The organism is Ensifer sp. 22460 (assembly GCF_052044935.1).
In the GTDB taxonomy this organism is placed as follows: domain Bacteria; phylum Pseudomonadota; class Alphaproteobacteria; order Rhizobiales; family Rhizobiaceae; genus Ensifer.
Map to the genome: position 1 here is coordinate 2,501 of NZ_JBQENZ010000014.1, position 26,759 is coordinate 29,259.

At 61.2% G+C, this 26,759-nt stretch carries 21 protein-coding genes, 1 tRNA gene and 2 rRNA genes; 8 read left to right on the forward strand and 16 right to left on the reverse strand.

Annotated features, from left to right (window positions below):
* The first annotated feature begins 131 nt into the window (after positions 1-131).
* From ACTJKM_RS18135 to ACTJKM_RS18145, 3 genes are all read left to right on the forward strand, one after another.
* Positions 132-2,928 (forward strand): 23S ribosomal RNA (locus tag ACTJKM_RS18135).
* 148 nt (positions 2,929-3,076) lie between these two features.
* A 5S ribosomal RNA gene (gene rrf, locus ACTJKM_RS18140) occupies positions 3,077-3,191 on the forward strand.
* Positions 3,192-3,543: 352 nt separating this feature from the next.
* Positions 3,544-3,620, forward strand: a tRNA-Met gene (locus ACTJKM_RS18145).
* 94 nt (positions 3,621-3,714) lie between these two features.
* Here the strand turns inward: ACTJKM_RS18145 and ACTJKM_RS18150 are convergent.
* On the reverse strand, positions 3,715-4,290 hold the full coding sequence (locus ACTJKM_RS18150; RefSeq protein WP_113514936.1) for a TetR/AcrR family transcriptional regulator: 576 nt from the start codon (positions 4,288-4,290) through the stop codon (positions 3,715-3,717).
* 96 nt (positions 4,291-4,386) lie between these two features.
* Between ACTJKM_RS18150 and ACTJKM_RS18155 the strand changes: the two genes are divergently transcribed.
* Positions 4,387-5,175, forward strand: coding sequence for an SDR family NAD(P)-dependent oxidoreductase (locus ACTJKM_RS18155; protein WP_058326492.1), 789 nt, complete (start codon positions 4,387-4,389; stop codon positions 5,173-5,175).
* Positions 5,176-5,431: 256 nt separating this feature from the next.
* On the forward strand, positions 5,432-6,361 hold the full coding sequence (locus tag ACTJKM_RS18160) for an aldo/keto reductase (protein ID WP_440660715.1): 930 nt from the start codon (positions 5,432-5,434) through the stop codon (positions 6,359-6,361).
* A gap of 83 nt (positions 6,362-6,444) precedes the next feature.
* On the opposite strand, the gene ACTJKM_RS18165 is transcribed toward ACTJKM_RS18160, so the two are convergent.
* The 13 genes from ACTJKM_RS18165 to ACTJKM_RS18225 form a co-directional block, all read right to left on the reverse strand.
* Complete coding sequence (locus ACTJKM_RS18165; RefSeq protein ID WP_058320723.1) at positions 6,445-9,006, reverse strand: GcvT family protein; 2,562 nt, start codon at positions 9,004-9,006, stop codon at positions 6,445-6,447.
* Between the two features lie 329 nt (positions 9,007-9,335).
* Positions 9,336-9,713 carry a cytochrome C oxidase subunit IV family protein gene (locus tag ACTJKM_RS18170; RefSeq protein WP_057248974.1) on the reverse strand — a complete coding sequence of 126 codons (378 nt, stop codon included), beginning with the start codon at positions 9,711-9,713 and terminating at the stop codon, positions 9,336-9,338.
* A 9-nt stretch (positions 9,714-9,722) separates the two neighbouring features.
* Positions 9,723-10,445: a heme-copper oxidase subunit III family protein gene (locus ACTJKM_RS18175; RefSeq protein ID WP_058320724.1), complete on the reverse strand. Its 723-nt coding sequence runs from the start codon at positions 10,443-10,445 to the stop codon at positions 9,723-9,725.
* Between the two features lie 11 nt (positions 10,446-10,456).
* Positions 10,457-11,161, reverse strand: coding sequence for a cytochrome c oxidase subunit 3 (locus tag ACTJKM_RS18180; protein WP_058320725.1), 705 nt, complete (start codon positions 11,159-11,161; stop codon positions 10,457-10,459).
* Positions 11,158-12,933 carry a cytochrome c oxidase subunit I gene (gene ctaD, locus ACTJKM_RS18185; RefSeq protein WP_057248977.1) on the reverse strand — a complete coding sequence of 592 codons (1,776 nt, stop codon included), beginning with the start codon at positions 12,931-12,933 and terminating at the stop codon, positions 11,158-11,160. Before ctaD ends, ACTJKM_RS18180 begins: the two co-directional genes overlap by 4 nt.
* 156 nt (positions 12,934-13,089) lie before the next feature.
* A complete protein-coding gene (locus tag ACTJKM_RS18190; RefSeq protein ID WP_058326490.1) occupies positions 13,090-13,932 on the reverse strand; it encodes a cytochrome c oxidase subunit II in 843 nt (280 codons plus the stop codon).
* Between the two features lie 241 nt (positions 13,933-14,173).
* Positions 14,174-14,560 (reverse strand): c-type cytochrome, encoded by a 387-nt coding sequence (locus ACTJKM_RS18195; protein WP_058320726.1) that lies wholly within the window; start codon positions 14,558-14,560, stop codon positions 14,174-14,176.
* Between the two features lie 204 nt (positions 14,561-14,764).
* Positions 14,765-15,832 (reverse strand): ABC transporter ATP-binding protein, encoded by a 1,068-nt coding sequence (locus ACTJKM_RS18200; RefSeq protein ID WP_058320727.1) that lies wholly within the window; start codon positions 15,830-15,832, stop codon positions 14,765-14,767.
* Positions 15,833-15,843: 11 nt separating this feature from the next.
* Positions 15,844-16,677 carry a carbohydrate ABC transporter permease gene (locus ACTJKM_RS18205; RefSeq protein ID WP_058320728.1) on the reverse strand — a complete coding sequence of 278 codons (834 nt, stop codon included), beginning with the start codon at positions 16,675-16,677 and terminating at the stop codon, positions 15,844-15,846.
* A 5-nt stretch (positions 16,678-16,682) separates the two neighbouring features.
* Positions 16,683-17,618, reverse strand: coding sequence for a carbohydrate ABC transporter permease (locus tag ACTJKM_RS18210; protein WP_058326489.1), 936 nt, complete (start codon positions 17,616-17,618; stop codon positions 16,683-16,685).
* 149 nt (positions 17,619-17,767) lie between these two features.
* On the reverse strand, positions 17,768-19,030 hold the full coding sequence (locus tag ACTJKM_RS18215; protein WP_057248983.1) for an ABC transporter substrate-binding protein: 1,263 nt from the start codon (positions 19,028-19,030) through the stop codon (positions 17,768-17,770).
* A gap of 83 nt (positions 19,031-19,113) precedes the next feature.
* Entirely contained in the window at positions 19,114-20,286 is a 1,173-nt protein-coding gene (locus ACTJKM_RS18220; RefSeq protein ID WP_057248984.1) for a PLP-dependent transferase, read from the reverse strand.
* Positions 20,283-20,999 carry a FadR/GntR family transcriptional regulator gene (locus ACTJKM_RS18225; RefSeq protein ID WP_057248985.1) on the reverse strand — a complete coding sequence of 239 codons (717 nt, stop codon included), beginning with the start codon at positions 20,997-20,999 and terminating at the stop codon, positions 20,283-20,285. The genes ACTJKM_RS18220 and ACTJKM_RS18225 overlap by 4 nt, the downstream gene beginning before the upstream one ends.
* A gap of 144 nt (positions 21,000-21,143) precedes the next feature.
* Between ACTJKM_RS18225 and ACTJKM_RS18230 the strand changes: the two genes are divergently transcribed.
* Positions 21,144-21,401 (forward strand): hypothetical protein, encoded by a 258-nt coding sequence (locus ACTJKM_RS18230; protein WP_143033016.1) that lies wholly within the window; start codon positions 21,144-21,146, stop codon positions 21,399-21,401.
* 70 nt (positions 21,402-21,471) lie between these two features.
* On the opposite strand, the gene ACTJKM_RS18235 is transcribed toward ACTJKM_RS18230, so the two are convergent.
* Entirely contained in the window at positions 21,472-22,575 is a 1,104-nt protein-coding gene (locus ACTJKM_RS18235; RefSeq protein ID WP_082663447.1) for a M24 family metallopeptidase, read from the reverse strand.
* A gap of 326 nt (positions 22,576-22,901) precedes the next feature.
* Positions 22,902-23,594, reverse strand: coding sequence for a GntR family transcriptional regulator (locus tag ACTJKM_RS18240; RefSeq protein ID WP_058326486.1), 693 nt, complete (start codon positions 23,592-23,594; stop codon positions 22,902-22,904).
* A gap of 119 nt (positions 23,595-23,713) precedes the next feature.
* Here ACTJKM_RS18240 and ACTJKM_RS18245 point away from each other — a divergent pair, with 119 nt between their 5' ends.
* Positions 23,714-25,081 carry a glutamine synthetase family protein gene (locus tag ACTJKM_RS18245; RefSeq protein ID WP_057248989.1) on the forward strand — a complete coding sequence of 456 codons (1,368 nt, stop codon included), beginning with the start codon at positions 23,714-23,716 and terminating at the stop codon, positions 25,079-25,081.
* Complete coding sequence (locus tag ACTJKM_RS18250; RefSeq protein WP_057248990.1) at positions 25,078-26,391, forward strand: NAD(P)/FAD-dependent oxidoreductase; 1,314 nt, start codon at positions 25,078-25,080, stop codon at positions 26,389-26,391. The genes ACTJKM_RS18245 and ACTJKM_RS18250 overlap by 4 nt, the downstream gene beginning before the upstream one ends.
* Positions 26,392-26,759 lie beyond the last annotated feature (368 nt).

Consider the following 26,759-nt stretch of genomic DNA (forward strand, 5'->3'; position numbering starts at 1 on the left):
GCGTGGTTCCAATAAAGCGACCGTATCGAACACGTCGATGGCATCTCATAAGGATTGGGTTGTAAAAGGTAACCCTTTCTGCCGCGTCCCTTCGGGACGACGGCTAATGGATGAGCATTGGCAATGAGAACGATCAAGTGAAAGAAGGGCATTTGGTGGATGCCTTGGCATGCACAGGCGATGAAGGACGTGATACGCTGCGATAAGCCGTGGGGAGCTGCGAATGAGCTTTGATCCATGGATCTCCGAATGGGGGAACCCACCTTAAATGCTTGGAAAATTTAAGTCGTACGCAAGTACGGCTTAGGTTTCCAAGTATTGTTTAAAGGTATCTTACTCTGAATACATAGGGGTAAGAAGCGAACGCAGGGAACTGAAACATCTAAGTACCTGCAGGAAAGGACATCAACCGAGACTCCGCAAGTAGTGGCGAGCGAACGCGGACCAGGCCAGTGGCACTGAGGAATAAAGTGGAACGACATGGAAAGGTCGGCCGTAGAGGGTGATAGCCCCTTACACGTAGAACACTCAGTGTCCTTGAGTAAGGCGGGACACGTGAAATCCTGTCTGAACATGGGGAGACCACTCTCCAAGCCTAAGTACTCGTGCATGACCGATAGCGAACAAGTACCGTGAGGGAAAGGTGAAAAGCACCCCGACAAGGGGAGTGAAATAGAACCTGAAACCGGATGCCTACAAACAGTTGGAGCCCGCAAGGGTGACAGCGTACCTTTTGTATAATGGGTCAACGACTTAGTGTGACGAGCAAGCTTAAGCCGATAGGTGAAGGCGCAGCGAAAGCGAGTCTGAACAGGGCGTTCAGTTCGTCGCATTAGACCCGAAACCGAGTGATCTAGCCATGAGCAGGTTGAAGGTTGGGTAACACCAACTGGAGGACCGAACCCGCATCTGTTGCAATAGATTGGGATGACTTGTGGTTAGGGGTGAAAGGCCAATCAAACTCGGAAATAGCTGGTTCTCCGCGAAAACTATTTAGGTAGTGCGTCGACCGAATACCCTCGGGGGTAGAGCACTGGATGGGCTATGGGGACTCACCGTCTTACTGATCCTAACCAAACTCCGAATACCGAGGAGTACTAGTCGGCAGACACACGGCGGGTGCTAACGTCCGTCGTGAAAAGGGCAACAACCCTGACCTCCAGCTAAGGTCCCCAAGTCATGGCTAAGTGGGAAAGGATGTGAGGATCCCAAAACAACCAGGATGTTGGCTTAGAAGCAGCCATCATTTAAAGAAAGCGTAACAGCTCACTGGTCTAATTAAGGGTCTTTGCGCCGAAAATGTAACGGGGCTAAAGCCATGCACCGAAGCTGAGGATACGTCGCAAGACGTGTGGTAGCGGAGCGTTCCGTAAGCCTGTGAAGGGATACCCGTGAGGGGTCCTGGAGGTATCGGAAGTGCGAATGTTGACATGAGTAACGATAAAGAGGGTGAGAGACCCTCTCGCCGAAAGACCAAGGGTTCCTGCTTAAAGTTAATCTGAGCAGGGTTAGCCGGCCCCTAAGACGAGGCGGACACGCGTAGTCGATGGGAACCACGTTAATATTCGTGGGCCTGGTGGTAGTGACGGATCGCTTAACTTGTTTGGACTTATTGGATTGTCCAGGCGGGGACGCGGTTCCAGGAAATAGCTCCACCATTATAGACCGTACCCGAAACCGACACAGGTGGTCAGGTAGAGTATACCAAGGCGCTTGAGAGAACTATGCTGAAGGAACTCGGCAAATTGCACGCGTAACTTCGGAAGAAGCGTGACCCTTTTTGACGCAAGTCAGATGGGGTGGCACAGACCAGGGGGTAGCGACTGTTTATCAAAAACACAGGGCTCTGCGAAGTCGCAAGACGACGTATAGGGTCTGACGCCTGCCCGGTGCTGGAAGGTTAAGAGGAGGGGTGCAAGCTCTGAATCGAAGCCCCAGTAAACGGCGGCCGTAACTATAACGGTCCTAAGGTAGCGAAATTCCTTGTCGGGTAAGTTCCGACCTGCACGAATGGCGTAACGACTTCCCCGCTGTCTCCAGCATAGACTCAGTGAAATTGAATTCCCCGTGAAGATGCGGGGTTCCTGCGGTCAGACGGAAAGACCCCGTGCACCTTTACTATAGCTTTACACTGGCATTCGTGTCGGCATGTGTAGGATAGGTGGTAGGCTTTGAAGCAGGGACGCCAGTTCTTGTGGAGCCATCCTTGAAATACCACCCTTATCGTCATGGATGTCTAACCGCGGTCCGTCATCCGGATCCGGGACAGTGTATGGTGGGTAGTTTGACTGGGGCGGTCGCCTCCGAAAGAGTAACGGAGGCGCGCGATGGTGGGCTCAGACCGGTCGGAAATCGGTCGTCGAGTGCAATGGCATAAGCCCGCCTGACTGCGAGACTGACAAGTCGAGCAGAGACGAAAGTCGGTCATAGTGATCCGGTGGTCCCGCGTGGAAGGGCCATCGCTCAACGGATAAAAGGTACGCCGGGGATAACAGGCTGATGACCCCCAAGAGTCCATATCGACGGGGTTGTTTGGCACCTCGATGTCGGCTCATCGCATCCTGGGGCTGGAGCAGGTCCCAAGGGTTTGGCTGTTCGCCAATTAAAGCGGTACGTGAGCTGGGTTCAGAACGTCGTGAGACAGTTCGGTCCCTATCTGCCGTGGGTGTAGGAATATTGACAGGATCTGTCCCTAGTACGAGAGGACCGGGATGGACATATCTCTGGTGGACCTGTTGTCCTGCCAAGGGCATAGCAGGGTAGCTATATATGGAATGGATAACCGCTGAAGGCATCTAAGCGGGAAACCAACCTGAAAACGAGTATTCCCTTGAGAACCGTGGAAGACGACCACGTTGATAGGCTGGGTGTGGAAGTGCGGCAACGCATGAAGCTTACCAGTACTAATCGTTCGATTGGCTTGATCGTTCCCATTGCTTGTGCTCATCACGTTCGGACGAATGCTTTTGCATTCGCCTTGAGATGAGCGACGTGTTCAAAACAACTGAAGTGAAAACTTCAACCAGCTTCTCATTCGGTTTGCGCCAAGCTAGGCGCAAATCTTGCGCTTTGCCGACCTGGTGGTTCTGGCGGGGTGGCTGCACCCGTTCCCATTCCGAACACGGCCGTGAAACGCCCCAGCGCCGATGGTACTTCGTCTTAAGACGCGGGAGAGTAGGTCGCTGCCAGGTCTGCAAAGCGCAAGAGAAACAACCGCCGCTCCCCTTCGAGGCATCGCCGAGAAGGATAAGGTAGCGGCGGAAACAAACCGAAATCTTCTCGACACACACTTCGGCCCTGCCGAACACGGGCCGCCACCAAGCGGCCCTTTTGTTTTGCTAGGCTGAAAATAATCAGTGCGTCCCTTACGCGAGACAAATCCTACCGATTTGCTCGGCACAGACAAACAACGGGATTTTGCTTCGCAAAACTCGGACCGGATTAAACGGGATTTTGCCTTCGGCAAAACCCGGAAAGAGCGGATAAATCCCATAGGGATTTACCGCGATGACGGATAAACCGCTTAGCGGTTTACCTAGATGGCGCGGGGTGGAGCAGCCCGGTAGCTCGTCAGGCTCATAACCTGAAGGCCGCAGGTTCAAATCCTGCCCCCGCAACCAAATCAAAAAAAGCCCGCGCGGAGAAATCCGCCGGGCTTTTGGCGTTCTAGCGCTACCCGGAGAGAACGGGCGAGGGCACGAAGCACAGCGAATATCAGGCGACGTCGGCGGCCGTGGCCCCTTCATGAGCCTCCGCCGAAAGCCAGCCGCGCGTCGCCTCGAGGATCTCGTTCGACAGGGCCGGATCGTCGGTCATCCTGGCCAGGATCAGCGCGCCGATCATGCTCGCCGAATTGCCGATCGCGGCACGGCGCCGCTGCTCTTCGTCCAAGCCCGGCGCTATTTTTCCCAGGCGCTCGAACTGACGTTTGAGAAACGCTGTCATTTCCGTGCGTGCTCCCTGGGGTTGCCGGCTCACTTCCGACGCCAGGGCGGCAAGCGGGCAGCCATGTGCGAAATCGTCTCGATGCTCCGCTGAAAGATAGCGCTGTGCGACGGCGGCCAAGTCCGTCGACTTTGGCTCGGCTTCTCCCCGGAGTCCGGCCAGGGTCTGGGCAATCAGATCATCCTTGGACTTGAAGTAGCCGTAGAAGCCGCCGTGGGTGAGCCCGGCCGACTTCATCACATCCGTCACTGTGACGGACTCGAAACCACGCTCCCGGAACAGCCGACCAGCCGCCTCCAGAATGGTTCGCTTGTTGTCTTCGACCTGTTGTCGGCTCACGCGCATCACCGTCTCCTAAATTTCGATTGACATTATACATGATGGCCGTCATATATCCAAATACATGATGACTATCATGAATAAATCAAAGGAGCACACCCGATGAGCAAGAAGCCTGCAGTCCTCGTAACCGGTGCTTCCACCGGTATCGGCGCCGTCTATGCGGAGCGATTTGCGCGCCGCGGTCACGATCTCATTCTGGTCGCACGCAATGCGGTGCGCATGGCAGAGCTTGCCGAGCGGCTGCGGAGCGAAACCGGCGTGAATGTCGACGTTGTGCCCGCCGACCTGACGGACGAGCAGGATTTGGCCAAGGTCGAGCAGCGCCTGCGCGAGGATGAGCGCATTGGTGTTCTGGTCAACAATGCCGGCACATCGATCCCGCGCGGCTTCCTTCAGCAAAAGGGCGAGGACATTTCGAAGCTCATCTCGCTCAATATTACTGCCGTCACCAGGCTGGCCCATGCCGTAGCGCCGCGTTTTGCCGAGAGGGGTGAGGGGGCGGTCGTCAACATCGCTTCCGTCGTCGGCCTTGCGCCGGAGATGGGTGCTACTGTCTATGGCGCGACGAAGGCCTTCGTGCTGTTCCTTTCCCAGGGGCTGAACGTCGAGCTGGCGCCCAAGGGCGTCTATGTGCAGGCGGTGCTGCCGGCTGCGACGCGCACCGAGATCTGGGATCATGCGGGCGTCGATGTCGAAACGCTTGCGGGCGTGATGGAGGCCGGCGATCTCGTCGATGCGGCACTAGTCGGCTTTGATCGCCGCGAGTTGGTGACGATCCCGCCGCTGCCGGACGCCGGCCAGTGGCATACGTTCGACGCCGCGCGCCAGGCGATGCTGCCGAATTTCGCACAATCCGAGCCGGCTGAGCGTTATCGGTCGGCTGCCTGATCAAACCGCTGGTCGTGGGCCGGGCGACCCTGTCGGCTCCCACGACAATAGGACAACAGCAAAGCGCTAGCGGGCAACCCGGCGCATTGCTCGTCTTCGCTACCCGCTTCGCACGATCGTCAACAATGCCCGAGGCGTTTGCCAAGCGCCCTCGGGCTGGTAGAGATTGAGGATCAAAGATTCGCTTCCGCAGCCAGTTGCGCCTGCGGGCGGAAATCCTCCTTCGAAACAATGTTGACGGTGCGAGCGTAATCCGATGAAAAAATTCAATCTGGGAACAACCGACCTCTCCGTTTCATCCGCCGTTCTCGGCCTGATGCGGATCGCCGATCTCAGTGATGACGCCATTGCCCGGCTCTATGGCAAGGCGCGGGACGTCGGCATCAACGTCTTCGATCACGCCGACATTTATGGCGGCGAACTGCATGCCTGCGAGCGTCGGTTCGGCGATGCGTTGCGGCTGAATCCTGCCGAGCGTGAACAGATCGTTATCCAGAGCAAGTGCGGTATCCGGCGCGGCTACTTCGATTTCTCCCGCGACCATATCCTCCAGTCCGTCGACCGCTCGCTTGCGGCACTGAAGACCGACTATCTCGATCTTTTGCTGCTGCATCGCCCGGATGCCCTGGTGGAGCCGGAGGAAGTGGCCGATGCCTTCGACAAACTGCAGGCGGGCGGCAAGGTCAGGCATTTCGGCGTGTCGAACCATACGCCGCGGCAGATCGATCTCCTGAAGACGGCCGTGAGCCAGCCGCTCGTCGCCAATCAGATCCAGCTCAGCATTGCCCACGCCCCCTCGGTCGCGTTTGGGATTGCCGCGAACATGGCGGGTCTCGAGCAGTCGATCGACCGCGACGGCGAGGTGGTCGTCTATTCGCGGATCAACCGCATGACGCTGCAGGCCTGGTCACCGTTCCAGCAGGGCTTTTTCGGCGGTGTCTTCGTCGGCGACGAAACCAATTTTCCCGAACTCAACCGGGTGCTCGACGAACTCTCCGGCAAATATGCGGTGTCGCCGTCGGCCATCGCCTACGCCTGGATCGCCCGGCATCCGGCCAACATCCAGGTGGTCCTTGGAACGACGAGCCCGGAACGGCTGGCAGACATCGCGCCCGGCGCGGATACCACGCTGTCGCGCGAAGACTGGTACCGCCTCTTTACTGCGGCCGGGCACGTGCTGCCCTGACGGCGATTTTGGTGCGCCGGACAGTAAAAAGGCCCGCTCGGATGTGAGCGGGCCTTTTCGTTTTTGGTTCTGGTGCCGATCGATCAGGTGCGCGGCTTCAGGTTCTCGGGGTCGTAGAGCGGCTTGTAGCCGATGCCGACGACTTCGACCGGATAGGTCTCGGCGAAGTATTCGACGTTCAACTTGCGGCCGACCTGGCAATGGGACCAGGGCAGATAGGCAAGCGCGATGTTCTTGCCGATCGTCGGCCCGAAGGCGATCGAGGTGGTGTAGGAGCGGCGGCCGAGTTCGTCGACCAGCACCTTGCCGGTTTCCGGATCCATCACCGGCAGGGTGCCGACCGGGTAGCGCTTCACGCCATTCTTGTCGGTATTCTCCGTCAGAACGAGCGTGCAGAGCATGGCGGGCTGGTGTTCGCGCGCCTTGTATTCGAGGTGCTTGGCCTTGCCGCGGAAGTCGACGTCCTTGACCTTCGGACGGGCAAGGTCGGCCTCGATCAGGTTGTACTGGGTGAGAAGATCGGCGTTCTGCAGGCGCAGGCTCTTTTCCATGCGGCGCGAGTTGGCATAGGTTTCGACGCCGAAGGCCATGACGCCGGTGGCGCGTAGCGCGTCCCAGACGGCAAGGCCGTCCTCGTACTTCATATGCAGTTCCCAGCCCTGCTCGCCGACATAGGAGATGCGGAAGGCGGTGACCTTTTTGCCGGCGATTTCGATCGGCTTGATGGCGGCGAAGGCGAAGTTCTCGAGATCGAGGCCCGCCGGATCGGCAACCACCTTCTTCAGCGTTTGGCGGGCATTGGGCCCCCAGATGCCGATGGTGATGAATTTTTCCGAAACGTCGGTGATGGTGACGTCAAGGCCGCGGTCTTCCGCGACGCGGCGCATGTACTGGAAGTCGCGCGGTCCGGCATCGGCGCCGTTCACGAGACGGCAGCGGTCGGCCATGCGGAAGACGGTGAAGTCGGCCCGCACCATGCCCTCGTCATCGAGGAAGTGGGTGTAGATGCCCTTGCCGATGTTGCCGTCGCCACCGATCTTGGCGGCGCAAAGCCACTCGAGCAGTTCGACATGGTCAGGACCTTCGATGTCGACCATGTGGAAGTGCGACAGGTTGACGATGCCGCAATCCTCGCTCATCGCCAGATGTTCGGCGTTGGACACGCGCCAGAAATGGCGGCTGTCCCACTCGTTCTCGCGCACCGGAACGCGGTCGCCGTATTTTTCGAGAAGATGTTCGTTGGCGGCGTAGCCGTGCGCGCGCTCCCAGCCGCCGAGTTCCATGAAGTAGCCGCCGAGCTCCTTCTCGCGCTCGTAGAAGGGCGAGCGCTTGACGTTGCGGCCGCTGGCATAGGGTTCGCGCGTGTGCACGGCGGGGTAATAGATCTTCTGCGCCGCCTCGAAGCAGCGGCCCTCGATGAACGTCTCCTCGAGCTGGTGCGGGTAGAAGCGGGAATAGTCGATCGAGGCATGGTCGATCTCGGTGCGGCCGTCGGTCATCCAGTCGGCGATCAGCTTGCCGTAGCCGGGGCCGTCCTTCACCCAGATGGCGACGCAGTACCAGAGGCCGCGCACCTTCTGGCTCTCGCCGCAGGAGGGGCCGCCGGCGGCCGATACCTGAAGCAAGCCGTTGAACGAGTGGCTCTCGTTATAGCCAAGCTCGCCGAGGATCGGCGTCAGCTCCATGGCGCGCTCGAGCGGCTCGATGATCTGCTCCATCTCGAGGTCGCGCTGTGACGGCGACAGGCGCGCTTCGTGCTTTTCGAGAATATGCCGGGGATGGCAGAGGCGCGGATTGGTGGTCTCGTAATAACCCCACTCGATCTGGCCGCCTTCGGTGGTCTTCGGGTCGCCGGTGTCGCGCATATAGGCGGAGTTGCCCTGGTCGCGCAGCAGCGGGAAACCGATTTCCTTGCCGGTGCCTTCGAACTCGTTATACGGGCCGAAGAAGGTGAGCGGATGGTCGACCGGCATGACCGGCAGATCCTCGCCGACCATTTCGGCGATCAAGCGGCCCCAGATGCCGGCGCAGACGATGACGTGGTCGGCCATGATCGTGCCGCGGTGGGTGACGACGCCCTTGATGCGGCCGTTCTCGACGATAAGCGACTTTGCCGGCGTGTTGCCGTAGACCTGCAGCTTGCCGGACTTTTCGGCCGCATCGACCAGCTTGCCAGCAACCGTCTGCGAGCGCGGGATGACGAGGCCGGCATCCGGGTCGAACATGCCGCCCATCACCTGGTCCTCTTCGATCAGAGGGAACATCTTCTTGATTTCGGCCGGCGAGACATAGTGCGCGCGGGTGCCGAAGGCCTTGGCGGAAGAAAGCTTGCGCTTGATCTCCTCCATCCAGACATCATCGCCGGTGCGGGCGACTTCCAGGCCGCCGATGCGGGCGTAGTGGCCCATCTTCTCGAAGAAATCGATCGAATACTGCGTCGTCCAGACCGAAAGATAATCGTGGCTGGTGGTGTAGCAGAAGTCCGAGGCATGCGCCGTCGAGCCGATGTCGGTCGGCACACCTGACTTGTCGATGCCGACGATATCGTCCCAGCCGCGCTCGATCAGGTGGTGCGCGATCGAGGCACCCACGATGCCACCCAGCCCGATGATTACGACCTTCGCCTTTTGCGGAAACTCTGCCATTGCTTGCGACCCTAGTTGGATTGGATGCCGGATTTTACGGCTTGAGACGCCCCGACTAGAGCCTGTCTACGACATAATCATCAAACTGCACGACCAGAGCCGAGCAATCTGTGGATCGTGGAACGAGAGCTATCGGGACGGTCATGCCACTGATTTCGTGAGAAAAAGCGCCGAGGAACATCGAAGCGATTTCTCTTAGCATACAGAAGACGCGGGCGCATTCGAATGCGTCATCGCATGGGGCACGAATGTCGGTTTTGCGGCGACGCCGCCCCCTCCGACGCAGGTGATTTACCTGGGGTGTCCCGGCATGCTCTGCGACCTGGCGATCAGGGTGCGGCGCCGAAGAAGGCGAGGCGGGTGAAGAGCACGTAGTGCGATTCCGAGACCATCAGCGCCACGAAGACCAGCACCAGCAGCGGCGGCAGCAGGATCGCGTAGATCAGTGCCAGTCGTTCCCAGGCCATGTGCATGAAGATCGCGACGATCAGGCCGGCCTTCAGCACCATGAAGAGCAGGATCAGCGACCATCTGAGATAGCCCTGCAGCCCGACATAGTCGACGAGATAGGAGAAGGTGCTGAGCACGAACAGCAGCACCCAGACGACCAGGTAGAGGCCGATCGGATGCTGCTGGTGTTGTTCATGCGCCGGTGCCCGCGACCCTGCCTGCGGTATCGTGTCGGTGTGTGCCGTCGTTTCGGTCATGGCCATGCCTCACCACAGATAGAAGAATGCGAAGATGAAGACCCAGACGAGGTCGACGAAGTGCCAGTAGAGGCCGGTGATCTCGACGATCTCGTATTGCCCCTTGCGGCTCGTGAAGAAGCCGCGCCTGCCGGTGTCGAAGTCGCCACGCCAGACCTTGCGGGCGATGATCAGCAGGAAGATGACGCCGATCGTGACGTGGGTGCCGTGGAAGCCGGTGATCATGAAGAAGGTCGAGCCGAATTGCGCCGCACCCCAAGGGTTGCCCCAGGGGCGTACGCCTTCGGTGATCAGCTTGGTCCACTCGAAGGCCTGCATGCCGACGAAGGTGGCGCCGAAGAGCGCCGTCACCACCATGAGCAAAGCGGTTTTCTTTCGATCCTGGCGGTAGCCGAAGTTGACGGCCATGGCCATTGTGCCGCTCGAGGTGATCAGCACGAAGGTCATGATGGCGATCAGGATCAGCGGCACGTCGGAACCGCCGATGTGCAGCGCGAAGACCTCGCTCGGATTGGGCCACGGAACGGCCGTCGACATGCGCGCCGACATGTAGGCGATGAGGAAACAACCGAAGATGAAGGTGTCGCTGAGGAGGAAGATCCACATCATCGCCTTGCCCCAGGAGACGTTCTTGAACGTCCTTTGATCCGAAGCCCAGTCGGCGGCGAAACCGGCAAGTCCCGCCGGGCGGTGGAGCGGTTCTCGGACAGGCGAATGTGTCTCGACGGACATGCCTTGGCTCCTTAGGTCAAGAGTTGCCGGCAGAGCTCGACGAAGTCGTTGGCCCAGCCGGAAAAGAGCGCGAAAAGCACCAGCCAAACGGCCAGCATGAAATGCCAATAGGTGGCGCAGAGCGTGATCGACAGCACGGCCCTCTCGTCCATCGGGCCGGCGCGCGTTCTCACGATCACTCGGGTGAGCGCGAAGAGGCCGCCGAGGATGTGCAGGCCATGCATGCCTGATATCATGTAGAAGAAGCTGTTGGCCGGGTTGTCGGCGATGAGAAAGCCGGCCTCGGTCAGTTCGCGCCAGGCGAAGACCTGGCCCGCGAGGAAGGCGAGCCCCGCGGCAAGCGCGGCGATCAGGGCCGTTCGGCTTGCCTCGTCACGGTGGTTCTCGGCGGTGACGCGCGCAGCGTGAAGCAAGAGGCTGCCGAGCCCGAGGATGGCGGTGTTCAGCCAGAGGACTTTCGGCATTGGCGTCGACCACCAGTCGGTGGATGCCATGCGCATGAAATAGGCGCTGATGAAAAGCGAGAAGAGTGCGGCGACGACGGCGAGGAAGACGCCGAGGCCGATTTTTGCGGGTGGGATCGAAGGACGACCATCTGGACGCGGGTCAAACGCGTGACCTACCTCCAGCCAGGGCTTTGAGAAGAGCCGCTGCCGGCTGAGCCACCAGCCGGCGATCGTGAGAATCACGGCCAGCAGGATCAAGGTGACGTTCATGAGGCACCCTCCGGCGCATGACCTGCGGAGCCCGGCTGGTTCTGCGGAATGAAATCCTCGGCCGCTCCCGGCACGCTGTAGTCATAGGGCCAGCGGTAGACGACCGGCAGTTCCTTCCAGTTGCCGTGGCGTGGCGGCGTCTCCGGTGTCTGCCATTCGAGCGTTGTTGCCCGCCAGGGATTGCCACCGGCCTCACGACCATGGCGAATGCTCCAGATGAGATTGAAGAGGAAGAGGAGCTGAGCGGCGCCGACGACCAGCGCCATGATGGTGATGAACTCGTTGAGCGTATGGGCAGAGGCCGGGACGAAGGCGGTTTCGCCCATTTCATAATAGCGCCGCGGCATGCCGATGAGGCCGAGATAGTGCATCGGGAAGAAAATCAGATAGGCACCGACGAAGGTGACCCAGAAATGGATCTGGCCCATCACCTCGTTGAGCATGCGGCCGGTGATCTTCGGATACCAGTGATAGATCGCGCCGAAGATGACGAGGATCGGCGCCACGCCCATGACCATATGGAAATGCGCAACGACGAACATCGTGTCGGAGAGCGGCACGTCGACGACGACGTTGCCGAGGAAGAGGCCGGTCAGCCCGCCATTGACGAAGGTGACGATGAAGGCGAGCGCAAACAGCATTGGCAGCGTCAGGTGGATATCGCCGCGCCAGAGCGTCAGCACCCAGTTGTAGACCTTGATCGCCGTCGGCACGGCGATGATCAGCGTGGTCGTCGCGAAGAAGAAACCGAAATAGGGGTTCATACCGCTGACATACATGTGGTGCGCCCAGACGATGAAGGAAAGCGCGCCGATGATGACGATCGCCCAGACCATCATGCGGTAGCCGAAGATGTTCTTGCGGGCATGGGTACTGATGAGATCGGAGACGATGCCGAAGGCCGGCAGCGCGACGATATAGACCTCCGGGTGGCCGAAGAACCAGAAGAGGTGCTGGAACAGGATCGGGCTGCCGCCGCCGTGCTGCAGCTGCTCGCCCATCTCGACGATCGCCGGCATGAAGAAGCTGGTGCCGAGCACCCGGTCGAACAGCATCATGACGCAGGCGACGAAGAGGGCGGGGAAGGCAAGCAGCGCCATGACCGTCGCGGTGAAGATGCCCCAGACGGTGAGCGGCATGCGCATCAGCGTCATGCCGCGGGTGCGGCCCTGCAGCACGGTGACGACATAGTTGAGGCCGCCCATGGTGAAGCCGATGATGAAGAGGATGAGCGAGGAGAGCATCAGGATGATGCCCCAGTCCTTGCCGCCGGGCGTGCCAGAGAGAACCGCCTGGGGTGGGTAGAGCGTCCAGCCGGCGCCGGTCGGGCCCCCGGGGGCGAAGAAGCTGGCGACGAGCACGAGCACAGCGAGCAGGTAAAGCCAGTAGCTCAGCATGTTGGCATAGGGGAAGACCATATCGCGCGCGCCAAGCATCAGCGGGATCAGGTAGTTGCCAAAGCCACCAAGGAAGAGAGCTGTCAGCAGGTAGATCACCATGATCATGCCGTGCATGGTGATGAACTGGTAGTAGCGCTCGGCGTCGATGAAGGCGAAGGCGCCGGGAAAGCCGAGCTGCAGCCGCATCAGCCAGGAGAGCACCAGGGCGACCATGCCGATGGCGATCGCGGTCGAGGCATATTGCACGGCGATGATCTTGGCATCCTGGCTGAAGACGTAGCGCGTCCACCAGCTATGGGGATGATAAAGCTCGACGTCCTCCACTTCCGCGGCGCCTATCGGTTCGCCCGTGCTATGCCGGATGTCGACCATCTGCGAGAACCTCCCAACACCGGATCATTTCGATCCAACGCATTGAACCACGCAATTCCGGACACCAACGCTGGAATTGCTTTCGCTCACGAGCGGGATGCGAGCGGAAAACCGCAAGCACTTTTCCTCATCCCGCTTTGGCCGTCGGGGCGCTTCTTACTGCGCCGGGGCGGCATTTCCTGCCTGCGCCGTTTCCTTCGTCCCTGCCTTTGCCTGCAGCTGCGAGAAGGTCTGCTGCTGCGAAAGCCAAGCCTGGTAGTCGGCGGCACTGTCGACGATGACGGTGCCGCGCATCTGTGGGTGACCGACGCCGCAGAGTTCGGCGCACAAGACCTCGAACGTGCCAGTCCGTGTCGGCGTCAGCCAGAAATAGGTGACCATGCCCGGCACCATGTCCATCTTGGCGCGGAACTCCGGCACGTAGAAATCGTGCAGCACGTCGACCGAGCGCAGGAGCATCTTGACCGGCTTGCCGACTTCGAGATGCAGCTCGCCGCCTTCGATGACGTAATCGTCAAGCGCCGCTGCGTCATTGCGGTTGAGGCCGAGCGAATTTTCCGGGGTGATGTCGCGGGTCTCGGAGGTGCCGAGCTTGCCGTCCGCGCCTGGGAGCCGGAAGCTCCACAACCACTGCTGGCCGACGACCTCGACCTCCGTTGCGCCATCCGGCACGGTCACGAACTGGTGCCAGACGAAGAGGCCGGGGGTCAGCATGGCGGCGACGCCGAGCGTCGTGCCGCCGGCAAGCCACCCTTCGAGCTTCCTGTTTTCCGGTTCATAGGCCGCCCGGTTTCCCGGGCGATGCCGAAAACGCAGGACGCAATAGGCCATGAAAAGCACCACGGCGACGAAGACGACGCCGGTAATCCAGAAGGTGATGATGAGCGTATTGTCTATGTAATTCCAGTTGGACGCGATCGGCGTCCACCACCACGGGCTCAACAGATGGAACAACACCGACCCAACGGCCAACAAAACCAGAATAACTACCACGGCCATTTCTGTCCCTCCTCGCCGCTGGCGGCTGTGGGCATGAATACGCAATCCGTAGAGCCTGCTGCATGTTTCCTTTAATCGTCTCCGATTAAAGGACAAAAACATGCAGGAATTCAAAGTTCTACAGCGACCTTTGCGCGTCTGATACGACGCGCGGCGCTGTACCTGCAATTATTGCACGAACGTTGAATAGTCGCAATTCGCCGTCTCCGTGCGGACGGCGCTTGCCTTTAGTCTTTTCAGCCTACTGCGAATACTGCTTGAGGTAGGCAATGAGGTTGGAGATATCCGTGTCGTCCTTCAGCCCGGCAAAGGCCATTTTCGTGCCTTTCACCTTGGTCTTTGGATTGTGCAGATAGTCGCGCAGATGCGCCTCGTCCCAGACGAGCCCACCCTTGCCGGCATCGATCATCGCCGGCGAGTAGCTGAAGTCGGCGTGGGTGCCGGCCGTTCGTCCGAACAGATGGTTGAGTGATGGTCCAACCTTGTTGGTATCGCTGTCGGCAACATGACAGACAGCGCATTTCTTGAAGACGGTGGCTCCGGCTGCGGCATCGCCCTCTTGCGCGAGGGTTGCGAACGGACAGAGCATCGTTGTCGAAAAGGCAAGGGCAACAACAAGAATTCGCATGACACTTCCTCAAAATCGCCGGGCGCAGGCAAGGAAGGCTATCGTCAATCTGTCGTTTTGGCGGTGCTTGCTTCTCTTAAGTTGGCGCCACGGCGGTTGATACTTGCGACAGGACGACCGTACGCCTCGCCTTGTGGAAGTCAACCGGCGCAGCCGGCAGGTCGCCGGTTGCGCCTAAATTTTCACCAGGGACGGTGCGCGCGATCAGACCCGATTGCCGGCGGCGTCGAAGAAATGCAGCCTGTCGACCGGCAGGCGCACGGCAAGCGAACCCGAAGCGGTGAGGAACCGGCGGTCGTTGGTAAAGGCCTTGAAGCCGGCGTGGCCGAAGGAGAGATGCAGGATGATGCCGAACCCGGTCGGCTCGACCAGGTCGACATTGGCGCTCAGCACATCCGGCCCTTCGACGCCGATCTCCACATGTTCCGGGCGAATGCCGAGGGTGGCGCGGGCGCCGTCGGCGAGCGGCGGATGCGGTTGTGCCGGGATGACAACGCCGCCTTCCGTCTCGAATCGCGGGGCGGTGCCGTTCAGGTAGGTGCCCTCGAAGAAGTTCATGCCGGGCGAGCCGATGAAGCCGGCGACGAAGAGGTTTGCGGGACGGTCGTAGAGATCGAGCGGGCTGCCGACCTGCTGGACGAAGCCGCCGTTCATGGCGACGATGCGGTCGGCAAGCGTCATCGCCTCGATCTGGTCGTGGGTCACGTAGATCGAGGTGGCGCCGAGGTCCTTGTGCAGCTTCTTGATTTCGGCCCGCATCTGCTCGCGCAGGCGGGCATCGAGGTTCGACAGCGGCTCGTCGAAGAGAAAGGCCTTGGGCTCGCGCACGATGGCCCGGCCCATGGCGACGCGCTGGCGCTGGCCGCCGGAGAGTGCACGCGGCCGCCGTTCGAGCAGCGGGTCGAGGCCGAGCTTGGCGGCGGCCCCTGAAACGATGCTCGCGATCTTCTCCTTGGCCGTCTTCCGGAGCCTGAGGCTATAGCTCATGTTCTTGGCGACGGACATATGCGGATAGAGCGCATAGGACTGGAACACCATGGCGATGTCGCGGTCCTTCGGCGCCAGCTCGTTGACGCGTTTTCCGGCGATGCGGATCTCGCCCGAGGTGACGCTTTCAAGCCCGGCGATCATGCGCAGAAGCGTAGACTTGCCGCAGCCGGATGGGCCGACGAGCACCACGAATTCGCCGTCGCCGATCTTGAGATCGACATCGTGCAGGACCGGGTGGATGCCGTAGGATTTCTGGATGTTGGCGATATCGATGGAAGCCATGAGAGCAATCCTCAGCCTTTGACCGCGCCGGCCGTGAGGCCCTGGACGAGATAACGTTGAATGAGCAGGAAGAAGAGGCAGGCGGGGATGAGCGCGAGCACGCCGGCGGCCATCATCTGCCCGAAGTCGACGGAGAACTTCGACACGAAGGACAGCAATCCAACGGGGAAGGTCGCCTGGTCGTTGCCGGAGATCAGCATCAGCGAGAACAGAAGTTCGCTCCAGGCGGCGGTAAAGACGAAGCCGAGCGTTGCGGCAATGCCGGGCAGCGTCAGCGGCAGGATGATCTGGCGGAAGGCGACGAATTGGGTGGCGCCGTCGATCATCGCCGCCTCTTCCAGGTCCTTCGGAATGCCGTCGAAGAAGGACTGCATCAGGAAGGTGGCAAACGGCACGTTGAAGGCGGTGTAGACGATGACGAGCCCGGTCAGGCTGTTGGTGAGGCCAAGCGGCGACAGGATCTTGAAGATCGGCGCCACCAGCATGACGAGCGGGAACATCTGCGTCAAAAGCATCAGCGCCACCAGCCAGTACTTACCGCGGAAGTTGAAGCGCGACAGCGCATAGCCCGAGAGCGAGGCGAGGATGGTGACGATAACGGCGGTGGAGCCGGCGACGATCAGGCTGTTCTTGAAGAACACCGGAAAGGCGCTGTGGCGCAGCACGAAATCGAAATGTTCGAGGCTGGCGCGCGACGGCCACATTCGAATGCCTTCCGAGTAGAGCAGGTCGTTGGGCGTGACTGCAACCTTCAGCAGCCAATAGAGCGGGAAGAGCGCGAAGGCGATGTAGGCAAGGATTGCCGATCGGTGCGCGATCATGAGGAAAAGCGGTTTGGCGCGCATCGGTCTCAATCCTTGCTCAACAGCCATTGCCGCAGGATGACGATCAGCATCGAATAGGCGAGCAGCAGTGCCAGAAGCACCAGCGCGATCGCCGAGGCGTAACCGAAATCCAGCCGCTTGAAGGCCTGGGTGAAGATATAGCTGGCGACGATCTGGGTGCGGTCGGCCGGTCCGCCATTTGTCATGACGATGATCAGGTCGGCGAAGTTCGAGATCCAGACGGTGCGCAGGAGGATGGTGATGGCGATGGTCGGCGCCAGGAACGGCAGCGTGATCGAGAGAAATCGCTGCACCGGGCCGGCGCCGTCGATGCTCGCGGCCTCATAGAGGTCGCGCGGGATCGCCTGCAGGGCTGCAAGCAGGGTAATCGCGAAGAAAGGAATGCCCCACCAGACATTGGCGATGATCGGCCCCCACATGGCAAGCTGCGGGTCCGAGAGGATGTTGTTCGGCTCACTCATGATGCCGAGCGCGTAGAACCAGTGCGGCAGGGGACCGACGACCGGATTGAACAGCCAGGCCCAGTTGAGGCCGGCAAGGAAACTCGGCACCGCCCAGGGCAGGAAGACGAGGGCCTGGGCAAGGCCGCGGCCGTAGAAGGGCTTGTCGAGCAGCAATGCCAGGATCAGGCCAAAGACGAACTGAAAGAAGACCGAAGCACCGGTCCACCACAGCGTATTGCGCAGCGCCCGATAGAAGGCCTGGTCCTCGGCAAGCGCGCGGAAATGATCAAGGCCGATATAGGCACCGGAGAACGGGTTTAAGAGCTGGATGTCGCGGAAGGCGTAGGAAACGCCAAGCACCAGCGGCACCAGCATGACGGTGACGATCAGGATCAGCGCCGGCGCGCTATAGAGATAGGGCGCGGCGCCGTCGGCGATGCGCTTCTTCAGCGGCGTCCTGCTTGCCGGCAGGCCGCTTTGGCGGGCGACATGGTCCATCGATCGAAATTTCCCCTGTGCGGCCGCCGGTTTTTTCGACGTGCCTCGTTTTCGTTCAGTCGGAGCGGGATGCAGGCGGAGACCGCGCCCACGTCATTCCGCTCAAGGTCACGAGGGCCGGCGGCGGCGAACCGCCGCCGGCCGAAGGCTTACTTCTTGCTGGCGAGGAACTTCTGCTGCGCCTTGGTCAGGTAGTCGGCCCACTGGTTGGCGAGCTCTTCCGGCGTGATGTCGCCGAGCAGGGCTTCCTGAGTCGTCTTGATGGCGAGCGAATCCTTGAAGAAGGCGAATTCCTCGAGGTAGGTCGGCATCACCGTCAATACGACGTCCTTGTCGGCAAGCTCGTCGAACCAGCCCTTGAACTGCGCGCTCGCATAGAAGGGATCCTTCTCGGCCGACTTGTGCACCGGCAGCGCGCCCGTGCGCTTGTTCCACTCGATGTTGCCTTCCGGCCCCTCGAGCGTCTCGATCAGCTTCCAGGAGAGATCCTTGTTCTGACTTGCCGACAGCATCGACCAGCCGGCAAAGCCGATGGTGGTAAACGCCTTGCCGCTCGGACCCTTCGGCATGGTGGTGACGCCGAAATCTTCCGACTTCATGCGCTCGGCAATGGCGATCAGCGCATCCGGATCCTGGTCGAGGAAGGCGCAGGTGCCGCTGTAAAAACCGGCGACGATTTCGTTAAAGCCCCAGTTGACGCTGTCCTTCGGCGCCAGCCCCTTCTTGTAGAGGTCGATCACCCAGGTCAGGCCCTTGACCCAGCCTTCGCTGTTCATGGTCGAGGTGCCATCCTCATTGAAGAATTTGTTGCTGCCGGCCATGGTGGCGCCGAACATCACCCAGCCGTTGAGACCACCCGGTCCCCCGCGCAGGCAGTAGCCGGATTTGCCCGGAAGCTTGGATACGGCTTCCGATGCCTTGACGAAATCGTCCATGGTCTTCGGCGGTTCGCTGACGCCGGCTTCCGAGAGCAGCTTCTTGTTGTAGAACATCGCCCGCAGATAGAAGCCGTAGGGCAGCATGTAGGCGGTGTCGTTGACGTCGCGGCCGAGTTCGAGCGCGCGTTCGGTCAGGCCGCCCGTGTGTTCCCACTTGGCGAGGTAGGGCTCCAGGCTTTCGAGCATGCCGTTGTTGGCATAGAGCGACAGCCAGGTGTCGGGCATTTCCATCACGTCAGGCAGTTCGCCGGCCGAAACCATGGTCGCGAACTTTTGGAATGCTTCGCCCCAGGGCAGCGAGATGATCTCGACCGTGGTGCCGGGGTTGGCGGCTTCGAACTTGGCAACGATCGATTTCAGCGTCTCGGTGCGCTCGGGGCTGGTGATGACCTCGACCAGTTTCAGCTTGGTATCGGCGAGTGCGCTTCCGGCCATCAGGCTGGCGAGAAGCGTGGCAGTGATCAGTTTCTTCATTCTTGTTCCCTCTTTTCTTCGTTGGTTTGGTTCAAAGTGGGGAGAGCGGGATGCCGGCGGAAAACCGCCTGCAGCCGCTCCTGTCAGCCAGTCGAAGCGACGGCGAGCGCCGCTTCAAGATCGCTCCAGAGGGCCTCCGTTCCCTCCAAGCCGACATGGAGCCGTACCGACCGCGGCGAGATGCCGAAGGCGGCCGCGGAATTGGGCTGGGCTTTCTGCGACAGCACGACTTCGCCCGGCACGATGAGGCTTTCATGTCCGCCCCAGGAAACGCCGAGCTTGAAGAGTTCGAGATGATCCGCAAAGCGCCTGACATCGACGCCCTCGCGGAAGATGAAGGAGAACAGGCCGGATGTGCCCGAAAGGCCCGGCGGCAGCGTGTTGCCGAGGCCGGGGTGGCAGACGGTCTCGACCAGCGGATGGGCCTGCAGCCGCCGCGCGACTTCAAGCGCCGAGCGCTCATGCGACTTCATGCGGATCGGCAGGGTGCGTAAGCCGCGGATCAGGAGCCAGGCATCGAAGGGCGAGAGCTTGCCGCCGAGATAAGGGTAGGATTCCGAGCGGATGCGGCCGATCAGTTCCTTCGAGCCGGTCACGACGCCGGCGACGACGTCCGAATGGCCGCCGAGATATTTGGACGCCGAATGGATGACGAGATCGACGCCGAGCGAAATCGGCTGCTGGAAGATCGGGCTTGCCCAGCTGTTGTCGATGGCGGTGATGATGCCCTGGTCCTTGGCAAGGCGGGCGAGGGAGGCGACGTCGTGGGTGTCCATCACCCAGCTTGTCGGGCTTTCCATGTAGAAGAGCTTGGCGCCGGGAAGGGCCTTGGCGACTGCTTCCTCGTCGCGACCGTCGACATAGGTCACCTCGATCTTCATGCGCTTCAGATGCGTGCCAAACAGGCGGAAGGCGTCGGGATAGACATGATTGACGGCGACGATGCGGTCGCCCGGCTCGACGAAGGACAGCACGGTCGAGGAGATCGCCGACATGCCGCTGGCAAAACCGATCGCGTCTTCGCCGCCTTCGAGCTTCGCCAGCATCTCCTCGAACATGCGCACGGTCGGGTTGAGACCGCGGGTATAGATCGGTCGCACACGCTCGCCCCGGTAGGACGCGACCATGTCGTCATAATCCTTGAAGGTGAAAAGCGAGGTCTGAACGATCGGCGGCACGACGGCATCGAAGGCGTGGCCTTCGTCATGCGCGACGGTCAGCGAGGCGTGGTCGAACGGATCGAGGCCGTTGGTCATTTGGACATTTCCTTGATGTCTTCCTCGACGATCGCGAGGATTTTCAGCGTTTCTTCGCGCGCGGTGTCAGGATCCTGGGCTGCGATCGCGTTGAACAGGGTACGGTGGAACGGGAAGGAGCGGCGGGCGAAGTCCGACCGATCGAACGGCTCCTCCCAGAAGCGCTCGAAGGCTTCGCGCATCTGTTCGAGGAGCTGGCGGAAGAGCGGATTGTGGGTGGCATCGTAGATCGCCAGATGGAAGGCAAGGTCTTCCGGACCTGACGTGCCCTTGGCGATATGCACCCGCTCCATCTCGTTGAGCTTCACTTCGATGATATCAAGGTCTTCGTCGGTGCGCCGGCGGGCCGCGACCATATTGGCCTCAACCTCGATGCCGCGGCGGACCTCGAGCGTCATCAAAAGCACGTCGCGCAGATGCGCAGCGTCGAGGGTGAGCGGCATATGGACGGTGGCGCCCGTGATCATGCGCAAGAGATAGGTGCCGCTGCCCTTGCGCGCCTCGACGACGCCGAGCGCCTGAAAGTGGCGGATGACTTCGCGAATAGTCGACCGACCGACGGCAAGCGCCGTCATCAGTTCGCGTTCAGCTGGCAGGCGTTCGCCGGGTCTAAGCCCCGATTGTTCGATGTAGTCAGCCAACGCGGCAATGACCTGCTGGGCCCGGTCGGCGGGCGGCAATGGCAGAAGCGCGGCTCTGGCTTGTTCAGTCATTCAGCCTCCCCCTCGGCGCCAAATTGGTCTGACATCTCACCACTATGGATAAGGCGCGAGAGGTCGTCAAGCAGGAACTGATGGAACGCGCAGGTGGTTGACCTCGCACGCTTCCGGCGTAGACAGGAGGCAAGGAGCTTGAAGATGTTGAAATCGGGATACCTGTTTGCCACCGCCATGGTGGGCGCGGTCTTTGCCGTGACGAGCGTCGCGGGCGATGCGGAAGCGCAGATGCGCACCAGAAAGGGCGAGTATTACGAAGGCGTCCAGCGCAAGCCCTATGGCTATTACTGGATCTGGCCGCCGGTCGAACAGCGGCAGCCAGCCTACAGGCAACGTCCCGGCCAGGATGGTCCAGCCGGCAATACGACGACGAAACCCCGCAAGCGGCCGACCCAATAGGCATTGCTGTGCTGCCAAGCGAACCGGACAAAGAGAAGCGGCGCCGCAACTTTGATCAGATCTTGTTTGATCAGGCCTTGGCGACGTGAACGTCGCGGGGAAGGGAAGAGAGAACCTCCGGCCCGTCCTCGCGCAGGATGACGATGTCTTCCAGCCGGATGCCGAAGCGGCCGGGCAGATAAATGCCGGGCTCGATCGAGAAGACCATGCCTTCTTCCAGCACGGTTTCCGAAGTGGCGGTGATGTAGGGCGGCTCATGGCCGTCGATGCCCATGCCGTGGCCGGTGCGGTGAACGAAGTATTCGCCGTAGCCGGCATCGCTGATCACCTTGCGGGCGGCCGCGTCGACATCCTTGGCGAGCACGCCGGGACGGGCCGCCTTCAACGCTGCCTGCACGGCCCTTTCCACGATGGTGTGGATCTGGCCGTATCCCTCAGGCGCGCGGCCGACGATTGCCATGCGGGTGATGTCGCTCGGGAAACCCTGCTTGCGGCCGCCGATATCGATGACCACGGCATCGCCTTCCTCGATCACCCGCTCGCTCGCCGAGTGGTGCGGGAAGGCGCCATTGCCGCCGGCGCCGACGATCCAGAAGGCCGGGGCCGCACCTTCCGAGGAGAAGTGTCCGCGGATCTCGGCGGCCAGTTCCTTCTCGGTCATGCCCGGGCGGATCTTGGAAAACGCCGCCTGCATGGTGCGGTCGGCGATGCCGGCGTTCATCTTCAAAAGCGCGTATTCGCTCTTGTCCTTGCGCATGCGCAGGGCGCCGAGCGTTGCCGGGGTGAATTCGCGCGCGGTATCCTCCGGCAGCGCATCGATCAGCAGCAGGGCGAAATCGGCGCGCATGGTCTCGTCGAGCACGACGCAGCCAGGTGCAGCCGCGCCGACATCGGCGAGGGCAGACGTCAGAGCATCGGTTGGGCCCACGTCATCAGCCCAGTTGTGGAAGGCGATGTCGGTGTGTTCGCGCGTGCCCTCGGCGTTGAGCGCCGGCATCAGGAAGGCTTCCTTTTCCGGGCCGATCAGAAGCAGGCAGGGGCGCTCGTCCGGATGCGGATGGTAGCCGATCAGCCAATCCATGTGCGATCCGGGCGCGAGCGCGACGAGGCCGACTTTGCTTTCGGCCATCTTGCGGCGGAGCGCAGCAAAACGGCTCTTGGTGAGTTCGTTCATGGTGTTTCCAGTTCTGGCTTGAGGATGCGCTCGCCATTCACACGGCTGTAGCGCTCATCGACGGGCGGATGGGGTGGCCGGGCGGACCGGCGTGATGTGGCGGTTTTGGGGAATGCTATAGGCCGGCGCAGGTGTTGCCCCAGGCTGAAAATCTTTGGCTCTTCAAGCGGACTCCTCCCCCTCGAATGCGCGGGCATTGGGCCGGAAGGCTCGCGCCTCCCGTCGCTATGCATCTGTATTTTCACGACTTTGGTGCCGTGCCTGAGCGTTGTCAATACGGAATTTTAGTCACACTAAAATTTATGAGGCCGTGGCCTGCCGTCGGCTCAGGCCGCCAGCCGCAGAAGGCGCGCGACCGCCTGCTGGTCGAAGCCGCCGATCCCTTCCCGGATGTCGGCAGCGATCGCATCGGCAACGGCCTCCTCGTCACGCCGCCTAAGGGCATCGATCGCCTCGCGGTGCCGATCCACGACATAGAGTTCGGTGACGTGCTCCATGGCGATGCCGAGGATGGGCCCGAGTTGCAGCCACACGCTTTCGATCAGCGGCATGGCGACCGGATCCGGATTGGCCGTGTAGATCATCCGATGGAACGCCTGGTTGGCGATCAGCGCTGCCACCTTGTTCCCCTTGCGGATCTCCGTCTCGATACTGTCATCGATTGCCGTGATTTTCTCGATCTGGCGCTCGGAGAGATGGGCGACAGCCCGGCGGGCGGCATGGCTTTCGAGCGCGATACGGAGCAAGATCAGCTCCTCGAAACGCGCGGGCGTGATGTGCGGCACGACGATACGGCGGTTCTCAAGGAATTGCAGCGCGCCGATCGACGTCAGCTGACGTAGCGCCTCGCGTACCGGCGTCGGGCTGCTTTCGAGCGCTTCGGCAAGGCCGCGGATGGTGACGGATGTGCCGGGGCGGAAGGCGCCGACCATGATCGCCTGGCGCAGCCGGTTGAAGGCATAGTCATGCGTGGTCATGCCGTCGGGTCGGGCAAGTGGCGGCAAAACAAGGGGTTTCACGATCGCATATCCTTCTGCCTGGCGTCCTTCATGCGCCTGATACCATTGCCGATGCTTGACTCCAATTCCTGAATTATGTCAACTATCACAAAATGTGATCACAAAAAGAGATTTGCGATATGTCGCTCGACGCGGAAGACCCCAGCGCATTCAAGGCATGGCTCGAGCAGAACGGGCCGATCGAAAGCATCCAGGCGGTGGTCTGCGACCTCAACGGCATCATGCGGGGCAAGCGCGTGCCGGTGGAGCAGGCGGCGAAGGTGCTCGGCGGCGGCATCCGCATGCCGCTCTCGATTGTCGGGGTCGATGTCTGGGGCGAGGATATCATCAACAGCGAGCAGGTGTTCGCCAGCGGCGACCGCGACGGTATCTGCGGTGTCACCGGCCGCGGCGCGCTGCCGGTCAACTGGACCTCCCGGCCGAGCGCCTTGGTGCCGCTCTGGCTGCAGCTTGAGGACGGCAAGCCGTTTCTTGCCGATCCGCGCCAGGCGCTGGCGGCGGTCGTGCGCGAATATCAGGAACTCGGTCTTCGCCCCGTCGTTGCGACCGAACTGGAGTTCTACCTGATCGATCCGGAGCCCGACAGCGCGGTGCCGCCGATCTCGCCCTATACCGGCAAGCGCCTCGATTCCGATGCGATCCTGTCGATCGACGAGCTCGACGATTTCGGCGAGTTCTTCTCGGACGTCTACAAGGAATGTGCCCGGCAGAACGTGCCGGCGGATGCGGCGATCGCCGAGAACGGCATCGGCCAGTTCGAGATCAATCTACTCCACACCGACGACCCGCTGAAGGCGGCCGACGACGCCATCTTCTTCAAGCGCATCGTCAAGGGTGTCGCGCGCAAGCATGGCCTCGCCGCCACCTTCATGGCCAAGCCCTACGGCACACGGTCGGGCAACGGCATGCATATCCATTTCAGCCTGCTCGACGAGGAGGGCAACAACGTCTTCAACGACGGCAGCGACGAAGGTTCGCCAATGCTGAAGAACGCCGTTGCCGGCCTCTTGCGCGGCATGGCCGAGACGACGCTGCTGTTTGCGCCGCATTTCAACTCCTATCGCCGCTTGAGGCCGGACACGCACGCGCCGACGGCCGTCTGCTGGGGCTATGAGAACCGCACCTCGGCAATCCGCATTCCAGGCGGCAATCCGGCCGCGCGCCGCATCGAGCATCGCGTCGCCGGCGCCGACGCCAATCCCTATCTCGTCATCGCCGCGATCCTCGGCGCTGCCCTCGTTGGCATCCGCAACAAGTGGAAGCCACCGGCGCCTGTTTCGGGTCGGGCCTATGCAGCGGAGAAACTGCCCAAAATTCCCTCGGAATGGGGGCAAGCGGTCGATAGCTTCGAGGCAGGACCGATTGCCGCCGAAATTTTCGATCCCGTGCTGCGCTCGATGCTGATCGCCTGCAAACGCCAGGAGATTGCAGGCTTTGCCGAGCAGGTCACGGATTACGAATTCAGCGCCTATCTGGAAATTGTCTGATGGTCACGAAACAGAACTCCTATGCCGGCGACGGCAGCTACCCGACCAGCTACTACGCCGCATCCCGCAACATCATCCGCACGCCGGTCCGGCTTCAGGGCCGCGTCGAGACCGACGTGTGCGTTGTCGGTGCCGGTTACTCCGGCCTGTCGACGGCGATCCACCTTGCGGAAAAAGGCTACAAGGTCGTCGTCGTCGAAGGCGCGCAGGTCGGCTGGGGGGCTTCGGGCCGCAACGGCGGCCAGGTGGTCAACGGCCTCAACGCCAGCCTATCGACGATCCAGCGCCGCTACGGCGACGACGCCGCGCGCTTCATCGGCGGGCTGGTGCAGGAAGGCGGCAAGATCATCCGTCGTCTCGTCAGCCAGTATCAGATCGACTGCGACCTGAAGCCGGGCAACATCTATGCTGCCTATACGCCGGCGCATATGAAGGAACTCGAAGCCAAGCAGGCGCTCTGGCGCAAATACGGCATGGACGATCACCAGCTTCTCGATCGTGACGCGCTTCGCAAGCTCGTCACGTCGGATGCCTATTGCGGCGGCATGCTCGACACGACCGGTGGGCACATGCATCCGCTCAATCTCGTGCTCGGCGAGGCGCGCGCGCTCGAAAGCATCGGCGGCACGATCTACGAACAGTCGCCCGTGACGCGCGTCGACCACGAGGCGGCGCGGCCGACCGTCTATACCGAAGGCGGCGAGGTTTCGGCGCGTATTGTCGTGCTTTGCGGCAATGCCTATCTCGGCGACGCGGTGCCGAAGCTCGTTTCGCGCGTCATGCCTGTTTCGACGCAGATGATCACGACGGCGCCGCTCGGCGAAGAGCTCGCCCATTCGCTGATCCCGAGCGACATGTGCGTCGAGGACGTGCGCTATATTCTCGACTACTTCCGGCTTTCCGCCGACAAGCGGATGATCTTCGGCGGCGGCACCGTCTATGGTGGCACCGATCCGGCCGATGTGGTCGCCAAGCTGAAGCCCAATCTTGAAAAGGTGTTCCCTGAGCTCAAGGGCGTGAAGATCGACTATGCGTGGAGCGGCAATTTCGCGCTCTCCTTCACGCGCGTGCCGCAGATGGGCCGGATCGGCTCCAACACCTATTTCGCCCACGGCTACAGCGGCCATGGGGTCACCGGATCGCATCTCTTCGGCCGCACACTCGCCGAAGCGATCGATGGCGACACCACGCGCTACGACGTCTTCGAAAAGCTGCCCTGGTATCCCTTCCCGGGCGGGCGCATGTTCCGGGCGCAATATTCGACGATCGGTTCCTGGTGGTACCAGTTCAAGGACGCGGTCGGATTGTAGGGCAAAAGGCCGATGCTCTGTGATGGGGTGGCTTGCCATAAAGCCGGCCACGCCCCTTGCGCGCGAGTCGAATGGCAGATTTCCCGCGGAGTGTAATTCCGCCTTGCCGGCTGATGCGCTAGTATTAATCCCTTACTGCACGGTTCCTCAAATCGTCGCCGATTTGAGGATGCAGAAAATCAAAAGTGCTACAGCGACCTTTGCGCGTCCGATAAGACGCGCGGCGCTGTAGCGCATCGGTTCGCCCGTTCGAAGGGCCCGTTGCATCTTTGGCATGCGGCCAATCCGTGGGAGCGGTGCTCGCGTGCAAACGGATACCAAGGAGGGCCCGCATTTCTGCGGGCAAGGCAGGCGGGGAGCATATGACT

Excerpts from the sequence above, each read along its gene's own strand:
- ACTJKM_RS18245 (WP_057248989.1), top strand. The coding sequence starts at position 23,714 with ATGTCGCTCGACGCGGAAGACCCCAGCGCATTCAAGGCATGGCTCGAG.
- ACTJKM_RS18220 (WP_057248984.1), bottom strand. The coding sequence starts at position 20,286 with ATGACCAACGGCCTCGATCCGTTCGACCACGCCTCGCTGACCGTCGCG.
- ACTJKM_RS18190 (WP_058326490.1), bottom strand. The coding sequence starts at position 13,932 with ATGGCCGTGGTAGTTATTCTGGTTTTGTTGGCCGTTGGGTCGGTGTTG.
- ACTJKM_RS18205 (WP_058320728.1), bottom strand. The coding sequence starts at position 16,677 with ATGCGCGCCAAACCGCTTTTCCTCATGATCGCGCACCGATCGGCAATC.
- ACTJKM_RS18235 (WP_082663447.1), bottom strand. The coding sequence starts at position 22,575 with ATGAACGAACTCACCAAGAGCCGTTTTGCTGCGCTCCGCCGCAAGATG.
- ACTJKM_RS18215 (WP_057248983.1), bottom strand. The coding sequence starts at position 19,030 with ATGAAGAAACTGATCACTGCCACGCTTCTCGCCAGCCTGATGGCCGGA.
- ACTJKM_RS18200 (WP_058320727.1), bottom strand. The coding sequence starts at position 15,832 with ATGGCTTCCATCGATATCGCCAACATCCAGAAATCCTACGGCATCCAC.
- ctaD (WP_057248977.1), bottom strand. The coding sequence starts at position 12,933 with ATGGTCGACATCCGGCATAGCACGGGCGAACCGATAGGCGCCGCGGAA.
- ACTJKM_RS18230 (WP_143033016.1), top strand. The coding sequence starts at position 21,144 with ATGTTGAAATCGGGATACCTGTTTGCCACCGCCATGGTGGGCGCGGTC.
- ACTJKM_RS18180 (WP_058320725.1), bottom strand. The coding sequence starts at position 11,161 with ATGAACGTCACCTTGATCCTGCTGGCCGTGATTCTCACGATCGCCGGC.
- ACTJKM_RS18155 (WP_058326492.1), top strand. The coding sequence starts at position 4,387 with ATGAGCAAGAAGCCTGCAGTCCTCGTAACCGGTGCTTCCACCGGTATC.
- ACTJKM_RS18210 (WP_058326489.1), bottom strand. The coding sequence starts at position 17,618 with ATGGACCATGTCGCCCGCCAAAGCGGCCTGCCGGCAAGCAGGACGCCG.
- ACTJKM_RS18195 (WP_058320726.1), bottom strand. The coding sequence starts at position 14,560 with ATGCGAATTCTTGTTGTTGCCCTTGCCTTTTCGACAACGATGCTCTGT.
- ACTJKM_RS18175 (WP_058320724.1), bottom strand. The coding sequence starts at position 10,445 with ATGTCCGTCGAGACACATTCGCCTGTCCGAGAACCGCTCCACCGCCCG.
- ACTJKM_RS18150 (WP_113514936.1), bottom strand. The coding sequence starts at position 4,290 with ATGCGCGTGAGCCGACAACAGGTCGAAGACAACAAGCGAACCATTCTG.
- ACTJKM_RS18225 (WP_057248985.1), bottom strand. The coding sequence starts at position 20,999 with ATGACTGAACAAGCCAGAGCCGCGCTTCTGCCATTGCCGCCCGCCGAC.
- ACTJKM_RS18165 (WP_058320723.1), bottom strand. The coding sequence starts at position 9,006 with ATGGCAGAGTTTCCGCAAAAGGCGAAGGTCGTAATCATCGGGCTGGGT.
- ACTJKM_RS18160 (WP_440660715.1), top strand. The coding sequence starts at position 5,432 with ATGAAAAAATTCAATCTGGGAACAACCGACCTCTCCGTTTCATCCGCC.
- ACTJKM_RS18170 (WP_057248974.1), bottom strand. The coding sequence starts at position 9,713 with ATGACCGAAACGACGGCACACACCGACACGATACCGCAGGCAGGGTCG.